Origin of the sequence: Selenomonas ruminantium subsp. lactilytica TAM6421, from assembly GCF_000284095.1 — a bacterium.
Classification (GTDB): Bacteria; Bacillota; Negativicutes; order Selenomonadales; family Selenomonadaceae; genus Selenomonas_A; species Selenomonas_A lactilytica.
This window is the reverse complement of sequence record NC_017068.1, coordinates 2587468-2604872: the sequence shown is the minus strand read 5'-3', so window position 1 is coordinate 2604872 and position 17405 is coordinate 2587468. Positions and strand designations below refer to the sequence as shown.

Genomic DNA, 17405 nt, shown 5'->3' with positions numbered 1-17405 from the left:
GAAGGTAAACAGCATGAAGAAATTAAGCAAAATAAAAATTGCAACAGGATTGATGGTTGCTGTTATGAATTTAGGAGGGAGCATGGCTCTGGCCGCGCCCTCTCTTTCCCAGCCCGGGCAGGAGGTTAATGAAAACCTCCCCCGCCCGGAAGCGGAAGTGAAGGACAATAATCCCGAAAGGCCGCAGGCGGCTCCTCAGGTGGAATTTGCCATAAGTAATTTCCGGCTGGAAGCCCCGGACCTTTATTTGGACAAGAAGGAACTAACAAAGATCCTGCAGGACGGCATGGGTGAGAACAAGACGATGACGCAGCTGAATGCCACGTTGTCGGCTCTCACCCGCTACTGCCGGCAGCATGGCTATCCAGCGGCGGCGGCCTATGTCCCCGCCCAGGAAAGTCATGATGGCATGATTCTGATCAAGGTCATTCCCGGCCGTTATGGGGAAATCAAGATTGACAACCGCAGCCGTATGAAAGATCGGGTGGCCAAGGGATTTGTCAACAGCCTCAAGGCGGGGGATATTATTCGCACGGGCCGGTTGGAAACCACCCTGTATTCCATCTCGGATGTGAGCGGTACTAAGGCTGTCGGTGTGCTGAGTCCAGGCAAGGAATTCGGCACCAGCGATCTGACCGTGCGTATCGAAAAGGGCAAGGGCAGCAATACCGTCCTCTATGTGGAAAATTATGGCAGTAAGGATACAGGCCAGTATCGTTACGGGTTACAGCATAATATCTATGATGTCAGCGGCAATGGCGATAAGGTATCCGTGGGCGGAATGCTTTCCAATAAGCATATGCATAACTACTATGCCAATTATGAGACCATTGTGGGACGTGGCGGGGCTACGTTAGGTTTGGGCTATAGCCGTATGGATTATGAGACAGGGCTGGGCAACTTGGGGATTAATGGCATTGCCGAAACGGCCAGCCTGTTTGGGCATCGTTCCCTGTACCATTTAACCAACAGTGGGCTGACAATTCGCTATGGATATGATTATCGCAAACTTAAAGATGAACATACCGGGTTCGGGACAGCACGCAAACATTCACATAGTGGTTATGTAGCGCTGGAAGGTTTTGAACGGCGCAAGGGATCGATTGTCAATTATAGTGCTAAAGTAACCACAGGTGTTCTAGGGCTGGATTCTGACTATGCAAAACAGATTTATAGCAGGAAAGGAACACAGGGACATTATACGAAAGGCGAGGTAAGCGTGTCTGCTGTAGAACGGCTTGGCAATCGTGCGGATGTATTGATTAAAGGCAGTGGACAGATTGCCAGTCATAATCTTGATGGCTCTGAGCGTATGTATTTGGGCGGAGCCAGTGGAGTCAGAGCCTATCCTCAGGGCGAGGGTGCCGGCGATGAGGGCATAATGGGAACCGTGGAAGCAAGATTTTACACGAAAGTACCAGGATTAGTTTTCAGTACTTATTATGATGTTGGTCATGTTTGGTATCGCAATGACGGTCAGAAAGAGCCAACTGGTAATCTGAATGTATCATCGACGGGGATAACCTTGATGGGTTATGGTGCGGCCCTTTCCTACACTAAGCCCAATGACTGGTTCGCCCGATTGGATTATGCCCGTCGTATTGGTGATGATCCTGGTCTCAGCGAGAAAGCCAAGGCTAAGGGCCGGGCGTGGTTTATGCTAGGAAAAATTTGGTAAGGTTGGCAGGAAATTTCTTTCTTTGCCGCGAATAACCCAAATGATGAGAAATACACGCCCAAGGAGTGAGGAGAATATGGCTGGAAAAATCAAGAATTGTCCCATGTGCGGGAAGCTTTTTAACGACACGGGACATAAGGTATGTATGGATTGCTACGACAAGATCCTTGAGAAGGAACATGAAGTAGTGGAGTATGTCCGCGATCATCGGGGGGCGAAGATTCCCGAGATCTGCGAAGCTACCGGCGCTCCTTCAGGCATGATCAAGAAGATGATTCGTGAAGGCCGCTTTGAGCAGATTGGAATCAAGATGACCTATCCCTGTGAGAAATGTGGTGCACCAATCATTACCGGCAAGATTTGCCAGTCCTGTGAAGAGGCTGCCCGGGCAGAACTCCAGAAGCAGGCAGCTATGCAGACTGCAGCCCGGCAGATGTCCAAAACTGATCAGAACAGAGGACAGGGCTTCCGATCCAAGGATCGTTAAGAATTTATTAATAATGAAGGTTTCGATATTCATACATGATAATGGGCGAAAAATGCCGATTTATGGCGAAAAATAGCTGTAATCCTAAATAATGACCAAAAAGCAGGAATTAAGTTTCCTGCTTTTTTTGTCGATAGTTCAAGCAGAAGATACTATGTAACTTCGACGGATGTAAGGAAAATAATGGATTACAGGTGGTGAAAAAGATGATTATCAATGGCAATGTACAGGCTGTGGCAGGGGCTTACAGTGTAAGTTCTGCAAGCGGCGTGAAGCGGGTCGGTAATGTTCGGGAAGCAGCTAAGAGTGATGAGGTTCTTTTATCCCGTGAGGGGCAGAGCTTCAGCAGCATGCTTCAGAAACTGCAGAATATGGACGAAGTCCGCGGTGAGAAGGTGCAGAACCTGAACGAAAGATTTGCTAATGGTGACTACAATGTACCCAGTGAAAATATTGCAGCCAGCCTTTTAGGCATTCGATTCTAACATACAGGCGGGAGGATTTATGGCATGTGGCAGGATTTTGCAAATATATTGAATGAACTCAACAAGGATTATAAGGCACTGATTGAAATCGGCAAAAAGAAACGCACGGCCCTGATCCTGGTGGATATGAAGACTGTGGAAGCTCTGTTGCCGGAAGAGGAAAAAACAACCAGCCATATTGCCCAATTGGAAAAAAAGCGTCAGGCTATACTCCTTAAACTGGCTGCTACCAATGAAAAATTGGGGCCAGACTCTAAAATGGAGGATATTATGGGGCTGATCCCTGCAGGAAAGTTGCGGTCAGTTGTGCAGAATCTTTACAGAATGTTGCAGGCTACCGTGAAGGAAGCCAAGGAACTAAGTGAGGGCAATGCCCTGTTGATTCGTGCCGCCATGGAAGCTGCAGCCTTTCATCTGAACCGTCTGGGGGGAGCTCAGGTGGAACCAGCTTATGGCAAAGGCGGCGAGGCAACCACACATCACAAGAATTTTGAGTTTAACGCCTGAAGGTGGGAGAACCTATGGACGAAGCAGTACGTTTGCTGCGGGAGCAGGTGCTTCTCAGCAATCAATGTTTGGAAAAAATCAAAGCACTGAAAGAAGTCTTGCAAGCAGAAAATAAAGGCGCCAATATCGTTGCTGCGGTACAGTCCCTGGAACCTGCCTTGCTGGAGATAGCCAAACTGGAAAAGAAAAAAAGGGATTTTTTACAGAAGCAAAGCGCAAAGGATATGCGAACATTCATTAGTCAGATGCCTCCTTCGGAAGCATGGGAAATCCTTGTGCATCTTTTTCATCGTGCACAGGAGTTTGAGCAATCCCTGCATAGGGAGATCATTGCGGCAACGCTGTTGTTGGAACAGGGCAAGAAATACGTGGATTATAACATCAATATCATGACACGTACCATGGCCAGCAATATCTATACACAGGAGGCAGCGGAGAGCGAGAGCCAACGCGGAATCAAGATGTTTGATTCCAGCGTCTAAGCAGCAGTTAGTTTTGCCCAGATGTGGCAGAGGAAAGAATGGGTGATAAATTATGCGTTCCACATTTTCCGGACTGAATACAATGGTTCGCGGCGTTTTTGCTAATCAGTTATCATTGGATACCGTTGGTCATAATATAACCAATGCCTCTACGGAAGGCTATTCCCGTCAGTCGGTGAATCAGGCCGCCACCCGTGCCCAGGAAGTACCGTCTCTGTATGGCAATTCTCTGGTTGGTACTGGTGTTGATGCCATGTCCATCATGCGGGCACGCAATGTATACGCTGACAAGCAGTTTTGGGCGGAAACATCAACCCATGAGTACTACAAAAATCAGCAGGTTAATTATGACAAGCTAGAAGCAATTTTCGATGATTCGGATAAGACCGGCATCCTCAATGCCATGGAGAAATTCTACAAGGCTTGGAGTGATCTGTCTGCAAATGCGTCTACCAATAGCAATCGTGTTACGGTGGTGGAACAGGCTAATATCCTGATCGATCGGGTAAAAACGGTTTCGTCGCAGTTGCAGGATCAGATTAACGCCCAATATGAAGATATGCGGGTGCATTTAAGTACGATAAATGATATCAACGGTCAAATCGTTGATTTAAATAAAAATATTATGTCAGCCGAGGCGGCGGGATCACACGCCAATGATTTGCGTGACCAGCGCGACCTTTTGGTTGATGAATTGTCCAAGTACATGAATCTCAACGTTTATGAAGATGACAAAGGTATGTATACCGTGGTTTCCAATGGTATTTCCATGGTTAATGGTATAAACAAGCTGACCTTGGAGATGTCTGATCCATATAACAATACTACCTATGGCATAAATGATTATACGATTCAAATAAAGGAATCAGGTGTGTCTTATATTCCGTTGAACGGAAGTTTGAAAGCTCAGTTGGACACCATTGCCGAGGATAAGACTTATATTGATAAAATGGCCGACATGATGGGCTTTATGCTTACGACTTTTAATAATATGCACCAGCAGGGGGCAGGTATTGACGGTGCCGATGGCAATTTCGGTGAGTTTAGGAATGATGGCACATATATAGGTCCGTCCTATGGTCGTAATTTCTTTGGTGATGATAATACGATTTATTCCTGGGATAATACAGAGCATAGAGTAGTGGCTACAGAGTACGTGTCGGATAGCATTACACGCAGCCTGGACTATACTGATAATGGAAACGAAATTTACACGCCTGTTGTAAAGATAGATGGTACGCTTAATGAAATTTCATATCTGGATGGCATCAATATCATAAATGCTATGCAGGTCAATGGCAAGATAACCGAGACCGGTGGCACAACCTTGATCGCTGCTCGGAAACTTACGGTGGAGAAATATGTGGATGGTAATGGAACTTATGGCCTCGATCCCAATACAGGCAGGGAACATATTGTGAAAGTCAACGGCCCTGGGGATGGAACGAATGCGGTCAATATGAGCAACCTTTTCAATCTGGATGCATCTAATGTCACCAATACTGCGACCCTTTCTGTACAGTATGTTGACCTCAGCGAAACTGTGCGGGCTGATGCCAACGCTGTGGGCAAGATTTCGCTGAATGCCTATTATAATTCGGCCATGTCCACGCTGGGAACCAATGCCAATTCTGTCGATATCAAGGAAAGTGCGCAGGATGACCTGATTACTCAGATTGTCAGCTGGCGTTCCTCCACTTCCGGTGTTGACTGGAATGAAGAACTTACCAATATGATTATGTTCCAAAAAGGCTATAGTGCCTGCTCCCGTTGCCTCACCACCATGGATGAGATGTTGGACAGGCTGATTAATAGCACCGGTACCGTAGGACGCTAATAAATGAGGTGAAATAAATGTCGATTCGTGTTAGCAGCAATCAAATGGTTTACAGCTATCAGAAACAGTTGAACGACGCCAATACCAGACAGACAACCCTTTTGGAGCAGGGGGATGGCAGCAAGCTGCACCGCCCATCAGATTCTCCTGTCGATTATTCCAAATTCATCCGTTATGATGAAAGTATCAATGAAAATGAACAATATACGAATAATGTAGATACAGCTATATCCTGGATGAGAACCTCGGATGCTGCACTGGTTAATATGACGGCCATACAGACCACCTTTAAGGAAAAGACTGTTGGGGCTGCCAATGATACCAATAACGCTACGGATATGGCGGCTATTGGGAAAGAGATGATGGCTGAAATTCAGGAACTTATCTCATTGGGGAATACGATGCAGGGAGATCGCTATGTATTCGGCGGTCAGCGTGACCTGACCAAGCCTTTTGAATTATCGGAAAAAGAAGTCGATCGGGGGCTGGCTAAAACTCTGGATGGTAATCAGCAGGCATTCTTTTCCGGTAAAGACGGTGTTTATAAAAATGGTTCTTTGCAGCAGATGCTTACATTGAATGGTAATGACGGTAAAACATATTATCTCAACATCAAAAATGGCAATGTATATTCCGAAGATTTTGTGGAGAATGGCTACAAGGATATTGTGGCACAGAATGCCACTGCTACGATTAACGATGTACCCGGGCGTGAAGCGGGAACTATTTCCGGATGGGGAAATACGACAGGAAGCACCAAAGTATCAGATTATTTCAAGAATACTGGAGAAATAAAGGCTACGGGTAGAGCCTTCAGTGAGACGATATCAGTAGATGGGCAGCCCGTTACTTTGACATTTGCCACCGTTCATCAGCAGATTGCATCTTATACCGGAGATAATAATCATATTTCCATGGTTAAGAAAAATGGTACTACTGAACCTACTGCTGACGCAGTAAATGTTACGGGGGAGCAGATATTTGGCTGTGATATTTTTGATGATCCGGACTCTGGCAATACCTATTCGGGCACGGCAATGCTAAATGAAATGCTGACGGTGCATAATAAGGTAGTGTCGGACGATCATGGCTGGCTGGTTACGGATGGACAGACTATTTCTGATCAGGCTCATGCCGTGACTGTGGAAACAGAAACTTATCTTGGTGCGCGTCAGCAGCTTTACAATTCTGCTAAGACTATGCTCAGTACGGTAAATGAGACCATTACGAGTGACATAACCGATGTTAGTTCCACCGATGTGGCTAAACTGGCAGTTCGTCTTATGCAGGAGCAGACAATCTACAATATGAGCCTTTCTCTTGGAGGCAGAATCCTCCCGAAGAGTCTGGCTGATTATCTGTAAAAGTTTTACAGGAAATTTTAAGAAAAACATGGTAAAATAAGAGTAAGTAAAAGGATTTAGCAGGAATTTCCCATGGAGAGGGTGAAGTAATCTATGCTAAGGCTTAATATGCGGTTTACCCAGCCGATGATTAGTATTCATACACAGCTGGGGAAACTGGAAGCTCACTCGACACCCGCCGAGCTGCATAACAACGGACGTCAGGCTCGCTCCAAAAGACATTGGACACAGCCGTCCGTGGAGATAGACCAATATCCAAGCCGTCATGCTTACGGCAATGATAATCATACCGACTTTGCTAAAAAGTATGGCCAGCAGGGTTTCGCCGATCTTTCGAAAACAACTTCCCGTTGGACTCAGGAAGCCTGGGACAATGTGGAAAACTGTGGCAAAAAGGGGCGCAACCCTGTGGTGCAGCGGTATGACAGCAAACTACAGCAGGAGATAAAAAAACAACGTCACATCGTTACGGAATTGATTCCTGACCCAATCATTAAATTTCATCCCATAGAAGCTGTGGGGGATATTGATGTGGGAGATGTGACTATGGATATTACGGCTGATTACAAGGCCAAGACCAATTTTACTCCCGGCAAAGTGGATATTTATCTGCAGCAAAAGGCAAATGTACGGCGGTGGCTGACCGAGGGCAAGTACGATATTTACGCATGATAGAAAAATTCACGCGGAAGTGGAGGCAGAGCAGATGAGAAAAGTCAACACATTAAGATTCGGTGAAGTGGAAGTAGCAGAAGAAAAAGTTGTACATTTTGCTGATGGAATTCCCGCTTTTGAAGATGAACATGAATTTGTGATTGTTCCTTACGATGAAGAAAGCCCCTATGTGTTCTTGCAGTCACTCAGTACGCCGGATTTGGCATTTCTGATGACCATGCCCTTTGTATTCTTCCCGGATTATGAGTTTGAAATCGATGACGAAAATCAGGATAAGCTTTCCCTGACCAAGCAGGAGGATATGCTTATCTATACGCTGATTACGGTGAATAATGGCAAGGTGCAGGACATGACAGCCAATCTGATGGCGCCGGTTGTTCTGAATACGGCCAATATGCAGGCCCGTCAGCTCGTACTGGACAAGAGCGGCTATACGACCAAGCATAGATTGTTTCCGGAAAATAAGGAGGAACAATAATGCTCGTACTTACTCGCAAACCGCGTCAACAGATTATGATTGGGGACAATATCGTCATCAATGTGGTAGAGGTTCAAGGAGACAATGTCCGCATTGCTATTGACGCACCCCGTGAAATAAAGATCTATCGTGGCGAGATCTATCGCGCGATACAGGAAGAGAATCAGCAAGCGGCCGCTCCAGTGCCCATGGATTTGGACTTAAGCGCTGGCCTGCCGAAAGAATAATTTAATATTTTTAGGAGTTAGGGAAACTGGTGTGAATCTACGGAGGGATCGACATGGTAGGAAAAATTCAGGACATCGTATCGGCCTCGATTGTGGCCGGTGCTGCGGAGCGGATTGGCAGTGACAAGGCTTCCATGCAGGTGGCAGCGGAACCGCAGGAACCAAAGGTGAAGCGCCTGGAAGATGCACAGGAAACTCCAAAGTTTGGTCAGGCGGAAGAAAAAGAAGCTCAGGAAAAGGCGAGCGAAGAACGCGAGCCGATGGACGAGAAATCTGTCAGCTTCATGACCAAGGAATTAAACGAGATCATGAGCAGGATCAATTGCAACCTGGAATTCCAGTATCACAAAGATGTGGACAGAATGTCCGTGAAGTTGCTGGACAAAAAGACACAGGAAGTAATCAAGGAAGTGCCGCCAGAGGAAATGTTGAATCAGATAGCTAAGGCCAGAGAATGGCTGGGGGCCTTCCTCGACAAGAATGCCTGAGGAGGTGTGAATCATGAGTGGTATAGGTATTTACGGCCTTTCCGGGTCGGGTATCGATGTTGATTCCATGGTCCGCATGGGCATGATGACCAAGCAGAATCAGTATGACAAGATGTATAAGGAAGAGGTAAAGAACGAATGGGTCAAGGAAGCATATGCCAATATGTATTCCACCCTGAATACTTTCAACTCATCCACCCTGTATGATTACAAGCTATCTTCAACTACCAGCCCGATGCTGGCTAGTAGTTCCAAGTCGGAAGTGGCCACAGCTACGGCTAATGCCGATGCAGCGCAGATGTCCCATACGGTGAATGTGACCCAGACGGCATCTAATGCTTATCTGCTGACGAAGGAAAATATCACGCGGGAAAATTCCTCTCTGTCGGATAGCATTTATCTCAAGGACATTTTCTTGACCAAGGACCAGCAGCAGACTTTGTCAGATGAGATAGCAGGATCTTCAGATGAAGCCAAGAAAAAGGCTGAATCAGCATTGGTTTCCTTTGATATTGCTGATGGCACGGAATCGGATTCCACCAAGAAGACGATTTCCTTTACCTATGAGGAAATCCTTAGCAGCAATCTAACTCTGAATGATTTGTCCTCTCGGATCAATCAGGCAGGCGTTAATATCAAGGCTGCTTATGACAGTGTCAACGATGCTTTCTCGCTGTACCAGAAGGATGGCGGTGTTGAGCATAAGATTTTGCTGACAGTGGACAGCAATCAGGGAGAAGCGGCCACTACTTATGGTGCTACCCTGCTGAACAATCTGCAGTTGGCTTCGGTTACTCAGGGAACGGATGAAGACGGTAATTTAACCAGTACACTGTCTGATGTACTGCAGGTGCATACCACTACAGGCACAGGTTCCATTGGTGGGGCAAAGTCATCCTATACCAGTAGTGTGACACTGGGAGAGGATACGGTTCTGAATACCTTGTTCTCACCTACTCGGTCGGGCACCTCTGAGCCCATTAAGTTCACCATTACAGATGATGCCAGTCCTGAAAAAAATAAAGTAGAAGTTTCGCTGGATGCCTCCAGCAAGGTAAGTGACTTGCTTAGTGCAATCAAGAATGGCAATAAATTTAACGCCGAAGTGGTGGATGGCCATTTGGTTATATCATCGCTTACCGATGCCGGTGAGGACAAGAAGACCAATATCAGTTTCCAGGTGGATAATACATTGGTTGGCAATGATGCAGAGAGTGTGGCTGCGGAAAATGGACGTTATCTCGTAAATGCGCTGGCATTTAGTGGCATTGAGGATGAACTTTCCGCAAATGTTACCGGTTTGGCCGTGGAAGCCACGAAAACTGAAACAAGAACAAATGAGGAAACTGGAGTTGAAGAAACAGTAACTGTGGGCACTGGCAAGTATGTACAGGGTGCCAGCGGTGTAAGTGCCGAGGTGACTATCGATGGCCGCAAGTACACTTCCTCCACCAGCAAGATTTCCGTGGGCAATGTAACTTATACCCTCGCATCCAAGGGAGCCACCACCGTTACCATCACTCAGGATACGGATAAAATCGTTGAAAATGTCAAGAAGTTCGTGGAAGATTACAATAAGATGATCGACGAACTCAATGACAAGTATTATGAGGAAAAATACAGCGACTATGGTGTGCTGACCCAGACCCAGGAAAAGGGTATGACTAAGGAGCAGATCGATAAATGGAATGAAAAAGCCAAATCCGGCCTGCTCAATCACAACAGCACCATTGGCAAGATCATCAGCGAGATGCGTGAAGCCATTTATACGCCGGTGGAAGGGGCTACGGGCAAATACACTACCATGATGTCCATTGGCATCAGTTCATCTACAGACAGAGGCCATCTGACTCTGGATGAGGACAAACTTAAGAAAGCCCTGGCAGCAGAGCCTGATTGCGTGCGGGAAATCTTCAACGCTAATGGTGATTATACGGATAAGAATGGCAAGGTGCAGACCGACTACGACAAACAAGGCGTAGTCGGACGTATCTCCGATTCCCTGTACAAGAATCTCAAGACCATGAAGTCCTATGCTGGTACTTCTACGGAAACGGCAGATGGCAGTTCTTTAGGCGATCTTATCCGGGAATTGCAGACCAAGATGTCCAATTTCAAGACCATGATGAAGTCCTATGAGAATATGCTTTATAAGAAGTATGATGCCATGGAGCTGGCTATCCAGCGCATGAGTGTCACGATGGGGTATATTAGCGGCGGCCAGTAAGGCGCAAAGATCTAGGGAGGCAGAGGAATGGTAAATAACGCAGCAGAAGCTTACAAAAGACAGCAGATTATGACGGCTACACCTGAAGCACTGACCTTGATGCTTTACAACGGCTGTTTGAAGTTTATGGGCGAGGGCAAGGAGGCGGTGGAGGCTAAGCAGTATGAGCAGGCCAATACTTCTTTGCAGAAAGCCCAGCAGATTATTTCCGAATTCCGCATTACCCTGAATATGGACTATGATATTTCCCATCAGCTTATGCCCCTTTATAACTATTGCTACGACCGTTTGGTAGAGGGCAATATGAAAAGCGATCCGGCGTTGGTGCAGGAGGCTATTGATATCATCAAGGAACTGCGGGATGCCTGGATGCAGGCCATGAAAAAGGCCCGTCAGGATGGCGGAACCAGAAACGTGCAGGGTGATAGCTATGTCGGCTGAACTCACGAAAGCAAAAGCCAATTGGCAGCTGTATTATACCCTGACGCAGGAAATGCTCAAATTTATCGATAGAGATGATGTAGACGAGTTCCTGGAACTGGAACAGCAGCGCAGCGAGTTAGTGGAACGGATGAAGGCCCTGCCGGAAACGGAGGATTACCGCAAGACGGCAGAATGTCAGGAGCTGGTACAGAAAATCAAGCCCCTGGACATGCAGGTGGTTTATAAAGCCAAAGCCTGGCTCAACCGTTCCCGTCAGCAAAATGCCACAGTTCATGCCTATGATATTCAGGGCGTAAACAAATTGGGTAATATCTTCAACAAAAAATATTGAGAAAAACCTCTCCGACAAGGAGAGGTTTTTTTTTGTCATTGCCGAAAATATAAGTCAAAGGGGGGAGACTCGTGGAGGAGCGTAATGTAAAGATATCGGTTTGTTATATTGTGAGGAATGAAGAGCAGACCTTGCCCCTTTCCTTAAAATCTGTTCAGCAGGCTGCCGATGAAATTGTTGTGGTGGATACTGGCTCAACGGATAGGACGAAGAAAGTGGCACTGGAATTTGGTGCTCAAATATATGATTATGTCTGGCAGGATGATTTTGCTGCTGCCCGCAATTTTGCCTTGGATAAGCTTAATAGCGATTGGGTGATATTTTTGGATGCCGATGAATGTTTTAGCAGGAAAATGGCAAAAATTCTGCGTTCCTTGATTGCAGCTCAGGCCCCATCTGTGAATTTGATCCTTGTCCAACGGCAGGATGTGGATGAAGAGGGAAAGGTGATGCTGTCTCTTTATGTGCCACGGATTTTTCGCTTGCGTAAGGACTTGCGCTATGTGGGGGCTATACATGAAGAATTAAGGCAGAATGGCGGAATGGTAAAAGGAATTGTCACAGTATCTCCAGAACAATTGCGGCTTATTCATACAGGATATGCTGGTAGTTTGGGGAAGGCAAAGGCTCAGCGCAATCTGGATATTCTGCGGAAAGAGCTGGCGAAAGCGTCAGATCCGGGGCATTTATATGGTTATCTGGCCGAGGCTTATGATGGTATTGATGATCAGGAAAATGCCATGAAGTATGCTTATCTGGATATCGCAAGGGGGCGGCAGGCGGAAACATATGCCAGCCGTTCTTATCGATTGTTGTTGGGAAAATTATCCCGACAGAAATGGGACTACCAGGAGCGGCAGCGGGTGGCCAAGCTGGCGGTACAGGACTTCCCGGAAGTGCCAGAATTCCATGCCGAATATGGGGAAAGCCTGGCAGCAGGCTGGCAATATCGGCAAGCAGCCGGGGAAATGAAAAGGGCTTGTGAATTGGGACAGGATTATGCAGGCTTGGAGCCATCCTTGTTTACGGCTGAGGTAATGAAGACCTGCCAGAGGCGGGAAGACTTATTTACAAAACTGGCTGCAAAGGCGGAGCGATTAAATATCACGGCCTGTGTGATTGCTAAGAATGAAGCCAAGAATATTGTCCGCTGGCTGGAAAATGCCAAAGTTTATGCCAATCAATGCCTGCTTTTGGATACTGGTTCAACGGATAATACCTGTGAATTGGCGGCTGGTGCAGAGATCTATCATTATGAGTGGCAGGATGATTTTGCTGCGGCTCGAAATGAAGCTTTGCAGTATGTTAAGGGCGATTGGGTGGCGTTTCTGGATGCCGATGAATTTTTTGCCCATCCGGAGCAGGTGCGGGGCGTTTTGGCGGAATGTGAAATCCAGCATCCGGATGTTGAAGCGGTGCGTCTGACTATCTGCAATGTGGATGAGGATGATGGTGGACGGGAAATATCCCGCTTCTGTAATGTACGATTGTTCCGCAACCGGCCGGAACTTCGTTATGAGGGAAGGGTGCACGAGAATCTGGCTAATACAGAGGGCAAGCCTTTGAAAGTATGGGAGGAGTCCTGCATGGAGGTTATCCATACAGGCTATTCCAGCAGTGTGATTCTGGCAAAGACCCAGCGGAACCTGGCCCTGCTGAAACAGGATATAGCGGCAAAGGGGGAGCAGCCACAGCATTATCGCTATCTGGCCGATTGCTATCATGGGCTGGGGGATTACCAGCAAGCACAGCTTTACGCATTGCGGGCGATAGATGCACCTCTTAAAGGGCAGGGAACCCATGGTGATATGTACTATATGGTATTGTTGTGTATGCGGGCCTTATCGGAACCAGAAGCGGATCAGCTGGCTTTTGCTCAGGCCGCCGCCCGTAAGTTCCCTGCGCTGCCGGATTTCCCGGCAGTGATGGGGATACTTTATCAGGAAAATGGGCAGTATGAGCAGGGGGAAAAATACCTGACGCGGGCATTAAGGCTGGCTCGTCAAAGTGATGGACGGGAGTCATCGTCATTTAGTGATATAGAGGCTTTGGTATATGCGAAACTGGCTGATTGTGAGCAGCATTTGGGGAAAAGTCAGGCAGCCTTGCAACATAGCAGTCAGGCAATGGAATGCAGTCCTTATGAGGAAGAGGTTTTGACTGGATTCTGTATGGTAAGGCAGGAGAATAGAGAAAAGCTGATTATAGAAATGGAACGGTATTTTGCCGATACAGAGCAGAATTGTGCCTTTTTGTGCCGCTTTTGCGAGCGCAATGGTTTTGGTGACTTGTATGAGTATTACGGCAATCACTGGCAAGAACGTTATGGAAAAGAACTGCCGCGGAGGCAGTATTATGAACTTTTGAGGCAGGGCGATTGGCAATCGCTGGTGGATAAATTGCAGCAGGGTTTGGTGGCTAATTTTGAGCTGTCGATTGATTTGTTGCTGAGACTTGATCGTCAGCAGGGAAAAAACTTTAGGGATGTTGAACGTCAACTGGTGGCTTTGCTGCCTGCTGAGGTACAGGCCATCTGGGCAAAAATTTCCCAGGGGGAAGCGCCTGCTGATTGGCAGAACTATAAAATTATATGGCCCCATATATTAACCTATGGTGATGATGAACAATTGGAGAAGTACGGAGAACTGGCGTTGCGTCAGCAAGAAATCTGGCAGGATATTGTGAAAGACTTAATGGAACAGGAAAAATGGCGGGCGGCCTTTAACTTGCTGGCCAAAGTGCCCCAGGAGGAGGCTGATGGCGAATTTTGGCAAAATTTGGGACGCTGTCTGTATCATTTGGGGGAATATGAAGCGGCCAGGGAAGCATTGGAACGGGCCCGTCAGCAGGGGCTGGATACCATGCTGATGAAATCCTACGAGAAATGGCTGGAAAATATCAGCTGAAGCCGGAGGAATACGCTATGAAGGAAATAAAACTATCGGTATGTTATATGGTTAAAAATGAGGCACATAATCTTCCTTCGTCGCTGGCATCTATTCAGGAGGCAGCTGATGAGATCATCGTGGTGGATACAGGCTCGACTGATGATACGAAATCTATTGCCCGGTCCTATGGTGCCCAGGTCTTTGATTTTCCCTGGCAGGATGATTTTGCTGCACCCCGGAATTATGCCATAGAGCAGGCAAAGGGGGATTGGATATTATTTTTGGATGCTGATGAAGCGTTCCCGAGGCCGTTGAATAGGGGGGCGTTGTTGGATTATCTGTCCAGAATGGCAGCGCAAGATGTCATTCTGCTTAGGCGCCATGATGTGGAGACATTGACAGACCGGAAATGTTTCAATATGGATTGGAGCCCGCGCTTATTTCAACGGCGGTCGGATCTGCGTTATCGGGGGCGCATTCATGAACATATCAGTAAGTCGGTGGGGGATCTTCAGGTAGCTTATGCGCCGTTGGAGTTTTATATATTGCATACTGGTTATGCGAAGATGATTAGTGAGGATAAATGTCGGCGGGATCTACAGATCTTGCAGCAGGTAATTGCGTCAGGCGATTGGGAACCTGTCTATGATTTTTTCCTGACAGATTGTTATTATGGGATAAAGGATTATGAGAAGGCCTTGCAGCACGCTGTTGCTTTTACGGAAAGTGGCACAGTTATTCATGGTGGCAATGGTCATGTATATCACATGATCTTGGAATGCATGCGAGCATTGGGCCGGCCGGATGCGGATATGCTTCCGTGGGCTGAAGCGGCAGGCAGGTTATATCCAGATCTGCCGGATTTTTATGCGGAGCAGGGTATGGTGCTTTGCGGACTGGGAAGATTGTCTGAGGCACAGCTACTATTGACAGAAGCTTTGCGGCGCTATGATGAAGGCAGCGCAGATATTTGCCATGCTACATATTTTTCTCCTGCGGTGGCAGCTAAGGTGGCGGCTAGGTTGGGAGAAATCCATGAACTTTGGGGAGAGCAGAACTTGGCAGCCCAATGTTTTATTCGGGCTCTGGATTATTGTTCGGAAGATGAGGCCGTGCTGAATAAGGCAAAGCGCTTTTTGACAACACAGGATGGGGGGAAATAAAGTCAAAGAAAAAAAGTAAAAAAAATTTAAAATTCCGCTTAAGGAATCAGCAAAAACGTCGATATAGTTAGTGTAAAGGTAATCAGTGAACCAAAACAAGGAGACAAACAGCCAGCTAGCAGCTGCTTGTGCAGGTGGCGGTTCGCTAATTATAGCTAACGACAGTCAGGGATGGCTGTTACAAATATTATTTTTCTACATTCAAGGAGGAAAAACATCATGGCAATGGTAGTAAAGAACAACATGTCGGCAATCTCGACTCTGAACACTCTGAACAAGAACTCCAGCGCACTCTCTAAGAGCCTGGAAAAAGTTTCTTCCGGTATGAAGATCAACGGCGCAGCCGATGACGCTTCCGGTTACGCTATATCTGAGCGTATGCGTGTTCAGATCCGTGGTTTGGATCAGTCAAATGCCAACACCCAGAACGGCAATGCAATGATGAAAGTTGCTGAAGGTGCTGTAAGTTCCACCGTTGATATCCTGAAGACTCTGAAAGAGAAAGTCATCAACGCAGCGAACGATACCAACACGGACAGCGACCGTCAGACCATCCAGAAAGAATTGGATCAGTCCATCGACCAGATCGATGACAATGCCAACATCACCTACAACGGCAAGTATCTTGTTGATGGTTCCCACAACAACAAGACTACCAATACGACTACGGCACTGACCAATGAGTCCATGGATGCAGCTACGACGAAGACTTCGGCGCTGACTGGTCTGAAGAATCGTAATGGTGAAAGCCTGAACATTCATAGCACGGATAATGTGACCATTTCTTACGTGCATGAGGGCAAAACCTATAGCACTACGTTCCAGGTTGGTAGTGAATCTTTGGCAACCGCTGTTGCAAAAACGGCTTACAACGGTGATAAGTCGTTGACTGGTGCATTGAGCTTCAATGAAAGCGGGGCGACTTCCAAGATTGGTCTGGATGGTTCCGGCAATACGGTTTACACGGCTGATAAGGGTTGCGCTTTGACTCTGACGGCTAAGACCACTGGCGTTGCTGGTCAGATTTCCGGCTTTACCATCAGCATTACCACGAACAAGGGTGCTATCAACAAGTCCGCTAATGCTGTGCTGGATAACTTCACTGAGTCCATCCGTGCACAGAATAAGTCTGAAGACAACGCTATGGTATTCCAGGTTGGCACCAAGGCTAATCAGGCTATCAAAGTAGGTCTGACGGATATGCGTTCCACGGCTCTGGGTCTTAAAGGTGCTGACGGTGAAACCCTGAGTGTATCCACCCAGGTTAAGGCTAATGCTGCTATCAACGTTCTGGACAATGCTATCCAGAAAGCTCTCGACCAGCAGACCACCATTGGTTCCGTTGAGTCCCGCCTGAGCTACACCAGCAGCAACTTGACCACTGCTTCCGAAAACGTTCAGAGCTCCGAATCCACGATTCGCGATGCTGACATGGCGAAAGAAATGACGAACTACACGAAGAACAACGTTCTTCTGCAGGCCGCTCAGTCCATGCTGGCTCAGGCCAACCAGAGCAGCAGCTCGGTTCTCAGCCTCCTCCAGTAATCGGCAGTCTTTCGTTAATACAAACTACCAAAACCGCCCTTCGGGGCGGTTTTTTTTGCAGGTAATTTGCCTGCTTTGCCGAAATTATTATACAAGGAT

The 17405-nt window shown here is 47.1% G+C and carries 17 protein-coding genes; all 17 read left to right on the top strand.

The genetic code is table 11. The features are described from left to right. The first annotated feature begins 13 nt into the window (after positions 1 to 13). Positions 14 to 1678, top strand: a complete 1665-nt coding sequence (locus tag SELR_RS12555) for a ShlB/FhaC/HecB family hemolysin secretion/activation protein (protein WP_041914423.1) — start codon at positions 14 to 16, stop codon at positions 1676 to 1678. Positions 1679 to 1754: 76 nt separating this feature from the next. Further along, entirely contained in the window at positions 1755 to 2165 is a 411-nt protein-coding gene (locus tag SELR_RS12550) for a flagella protein (RefSeq protein WP_014425600.1), read from the top strand. A gap of 206 nt (positions 2166 to 2371) precedes the next feature. After that, positions 2372 to 2650 (top strand): flagellar biosynthesis anti-sigma factor FlgM, encoded by a 279-nt coding sequence (gene flgM, locus SELR_RS12545; protein WP_014425599.1) that lies wholly within the window; start codon positions 2372 to 2374, stop codon positions 2648 to 2650. Between the two features lie 24 nt (positions 2651 to 2674). Further along, positions 2675 to 3157, top strand: coding sequence for a flagellar protein FlgN (locus SELR_RS17905; protein ID WP_014425598.1), 483 nt, complete (start codon positions 2675 to 2677; stop codon positions 3155 to 3157). A 14-nt stretch (positions 3158 to 3171) separates the two neighbouring features. After that, positions 3172 to 3639 (top strand): hypothetical protein, encoded by a 468-nt coding sequence (locus SELR_RS12535; RefSeq protein ID WP_014425597.1) that lies wholly within the window; start codon positions 3172 to 3174, stop codon positions 3637 to 3639. Positions 3640 to 3691: 52 nt separating this feature from the next. Further along, a complete protein-coding gene (gene flgK / locus SELR_RS12530) occupies positions 3692 to 5476 on the top strand; it encodes a flagellar hook-associated protein FlgK (protein ID WP_014425596.1) in 1785 nt (594 codons plus the stop codon). 17 nt (positions 5477 to 5493) lie between these two features. Beyond that, positions 5494 to 6840 (top strand): flagellin N-terminal helical domain-containing protein, encoded by a 1347-nt coding sequence (locus SELR_RS12525; protein ID WP_041914422.1) that lies wholly within the window; start codon positions 5494 to 5496, stop codon positions 6838 to 6840. Between the two features lie 93 nt (positions 6841 to 6933). Continuing rightward, positions 6934 to 7512 carry a DUF6470 family protein gene (locus SELR_RS12520; RefSeq protein WP_041914421.1) on the top strand — a complete coding sequence of 193 codons (579 nt, stop codon included), beginning with the start codon at positions 6934 to 6936 and terminating at the stop codon, positions 7510 to 7512. 34 nt (positions 7513 to 7546) lie between these two features. After that, positions 7547 to 7993: a flagellar assembly protein FliW gene (gene fliW / locus SELR_RS12515; protein ID WP_014425593.1), complete on the top strand. Its 447-nt coding sequence runs from the start codon at positions 7547 to 7549 to the stop codon at positions 7991 to 7993. Then, positions 7993 to 8220 carry a carbon storage regulator CsrA gene (gene csrA, locus SELR_RS12510; RefSeq protein ID WP_014425592.1) on the top strand — a complete coding sequence of 76 codons (228 nt, stop codon included), beginning with the start codon at positions 7993 to 7995 and terminating at the stop codon, positions 8218 to 8220. The genes fliW and csrA overlap by 1 nt, the downstream gene beginning before the upstream one ends. A gap of 53 nt (positions 8221 to 8273) precedes the next feature. Next, a complete protein-coding gene (locus SELR_RS12505; protein WP_014425591.1) occupies positions 8274 to 8708 on the top strand; it encodes a flagellar protein FlaG in 435 nt (144 codons plus the stop codon). A 13-nt stretch (positions 8709 to 8721) separates the two neighbouring features. Further along, positions 8722 to 10935 (top strand): flagellar filament capping protein FliD, encoded by a 2214-nt coding sequence (gene fliD / locus SELR_RS12500; RefSeq protein ID WP_014425590.1) that lies wholly within the window; start codon positions 8722 to 8724, stop codon positions 10933 to 10935. Positions 10936 to 10962: 27 nt separating this feature from the next. Continuing rightward, positions 10963 to 11376, top strand: a complete 414-nt coding sequence (fliS, locus tag SELR_RS12495) for a flagellar export chaperone FliS (RefSeq protein ID WP_014425589.1) — start codon at positions 10963 to 10965, stop codon at positions 11374 to 11376. Continuing rightward, positions 11366 to 11710, top strand: coding sequence for a flagellar protein FliT (gene fliT, locus SELR_RS12490; protein WP_014425588.1), 345 nt, complete (start codon positions 11366 to 11368; stop codon positions 11708 to 11710). The genes fliS and fliT overlap by 11 nt, the downstream gene beginning before the upstream one ends. 71 nt (positions 11711 to 11781) lie before the next feature. Continuing rightward, the gene (locus SELR_RS12485) at positions 11782 to 14616 is read left to right on the top strand and encodes a glycosyltransferase (RefSeq protein ID WP_014425587.1); all 2835 of its coding nucleotides are present in this window, start codon (positions 11782 to 11784) and stop codon (positions 14614 to 14616) included. Between the two features lie 17 nt (positions 14617 to 14633). Then, positions 14634 to 15761 carry a tetratricopeptide repeat-containing glycosyltransferase family 2 protein gene (locus SELR_RS12480; protein ID WP_014425586.1) on the top strand — a complete coding sequence of 376 codons (1128 nt, stop codon included), beginning with the start codon at positions 14634 to 14636 and terminating at the stop codon, positions 15759 to 15761. A gap of 219 nt (positions 15762 to 15980) precedes the next feature. Continuing rightward, positions 15981 to 17306 carry a flagellin N-terminal helical domain-containing protein gene (locus SELR_RS12475; protein ID WP_014425585.1) on the top strand — a complete coding sequence of 442 codons (1326 nt, stop codon included), beginning with the start codon at positions 15981 to 15983 and terminating at the stop codon, positions 17304 to 17306. The last annotated feature ends 99 nt before the right edge of the window (positions 17307 to 17405 follow it).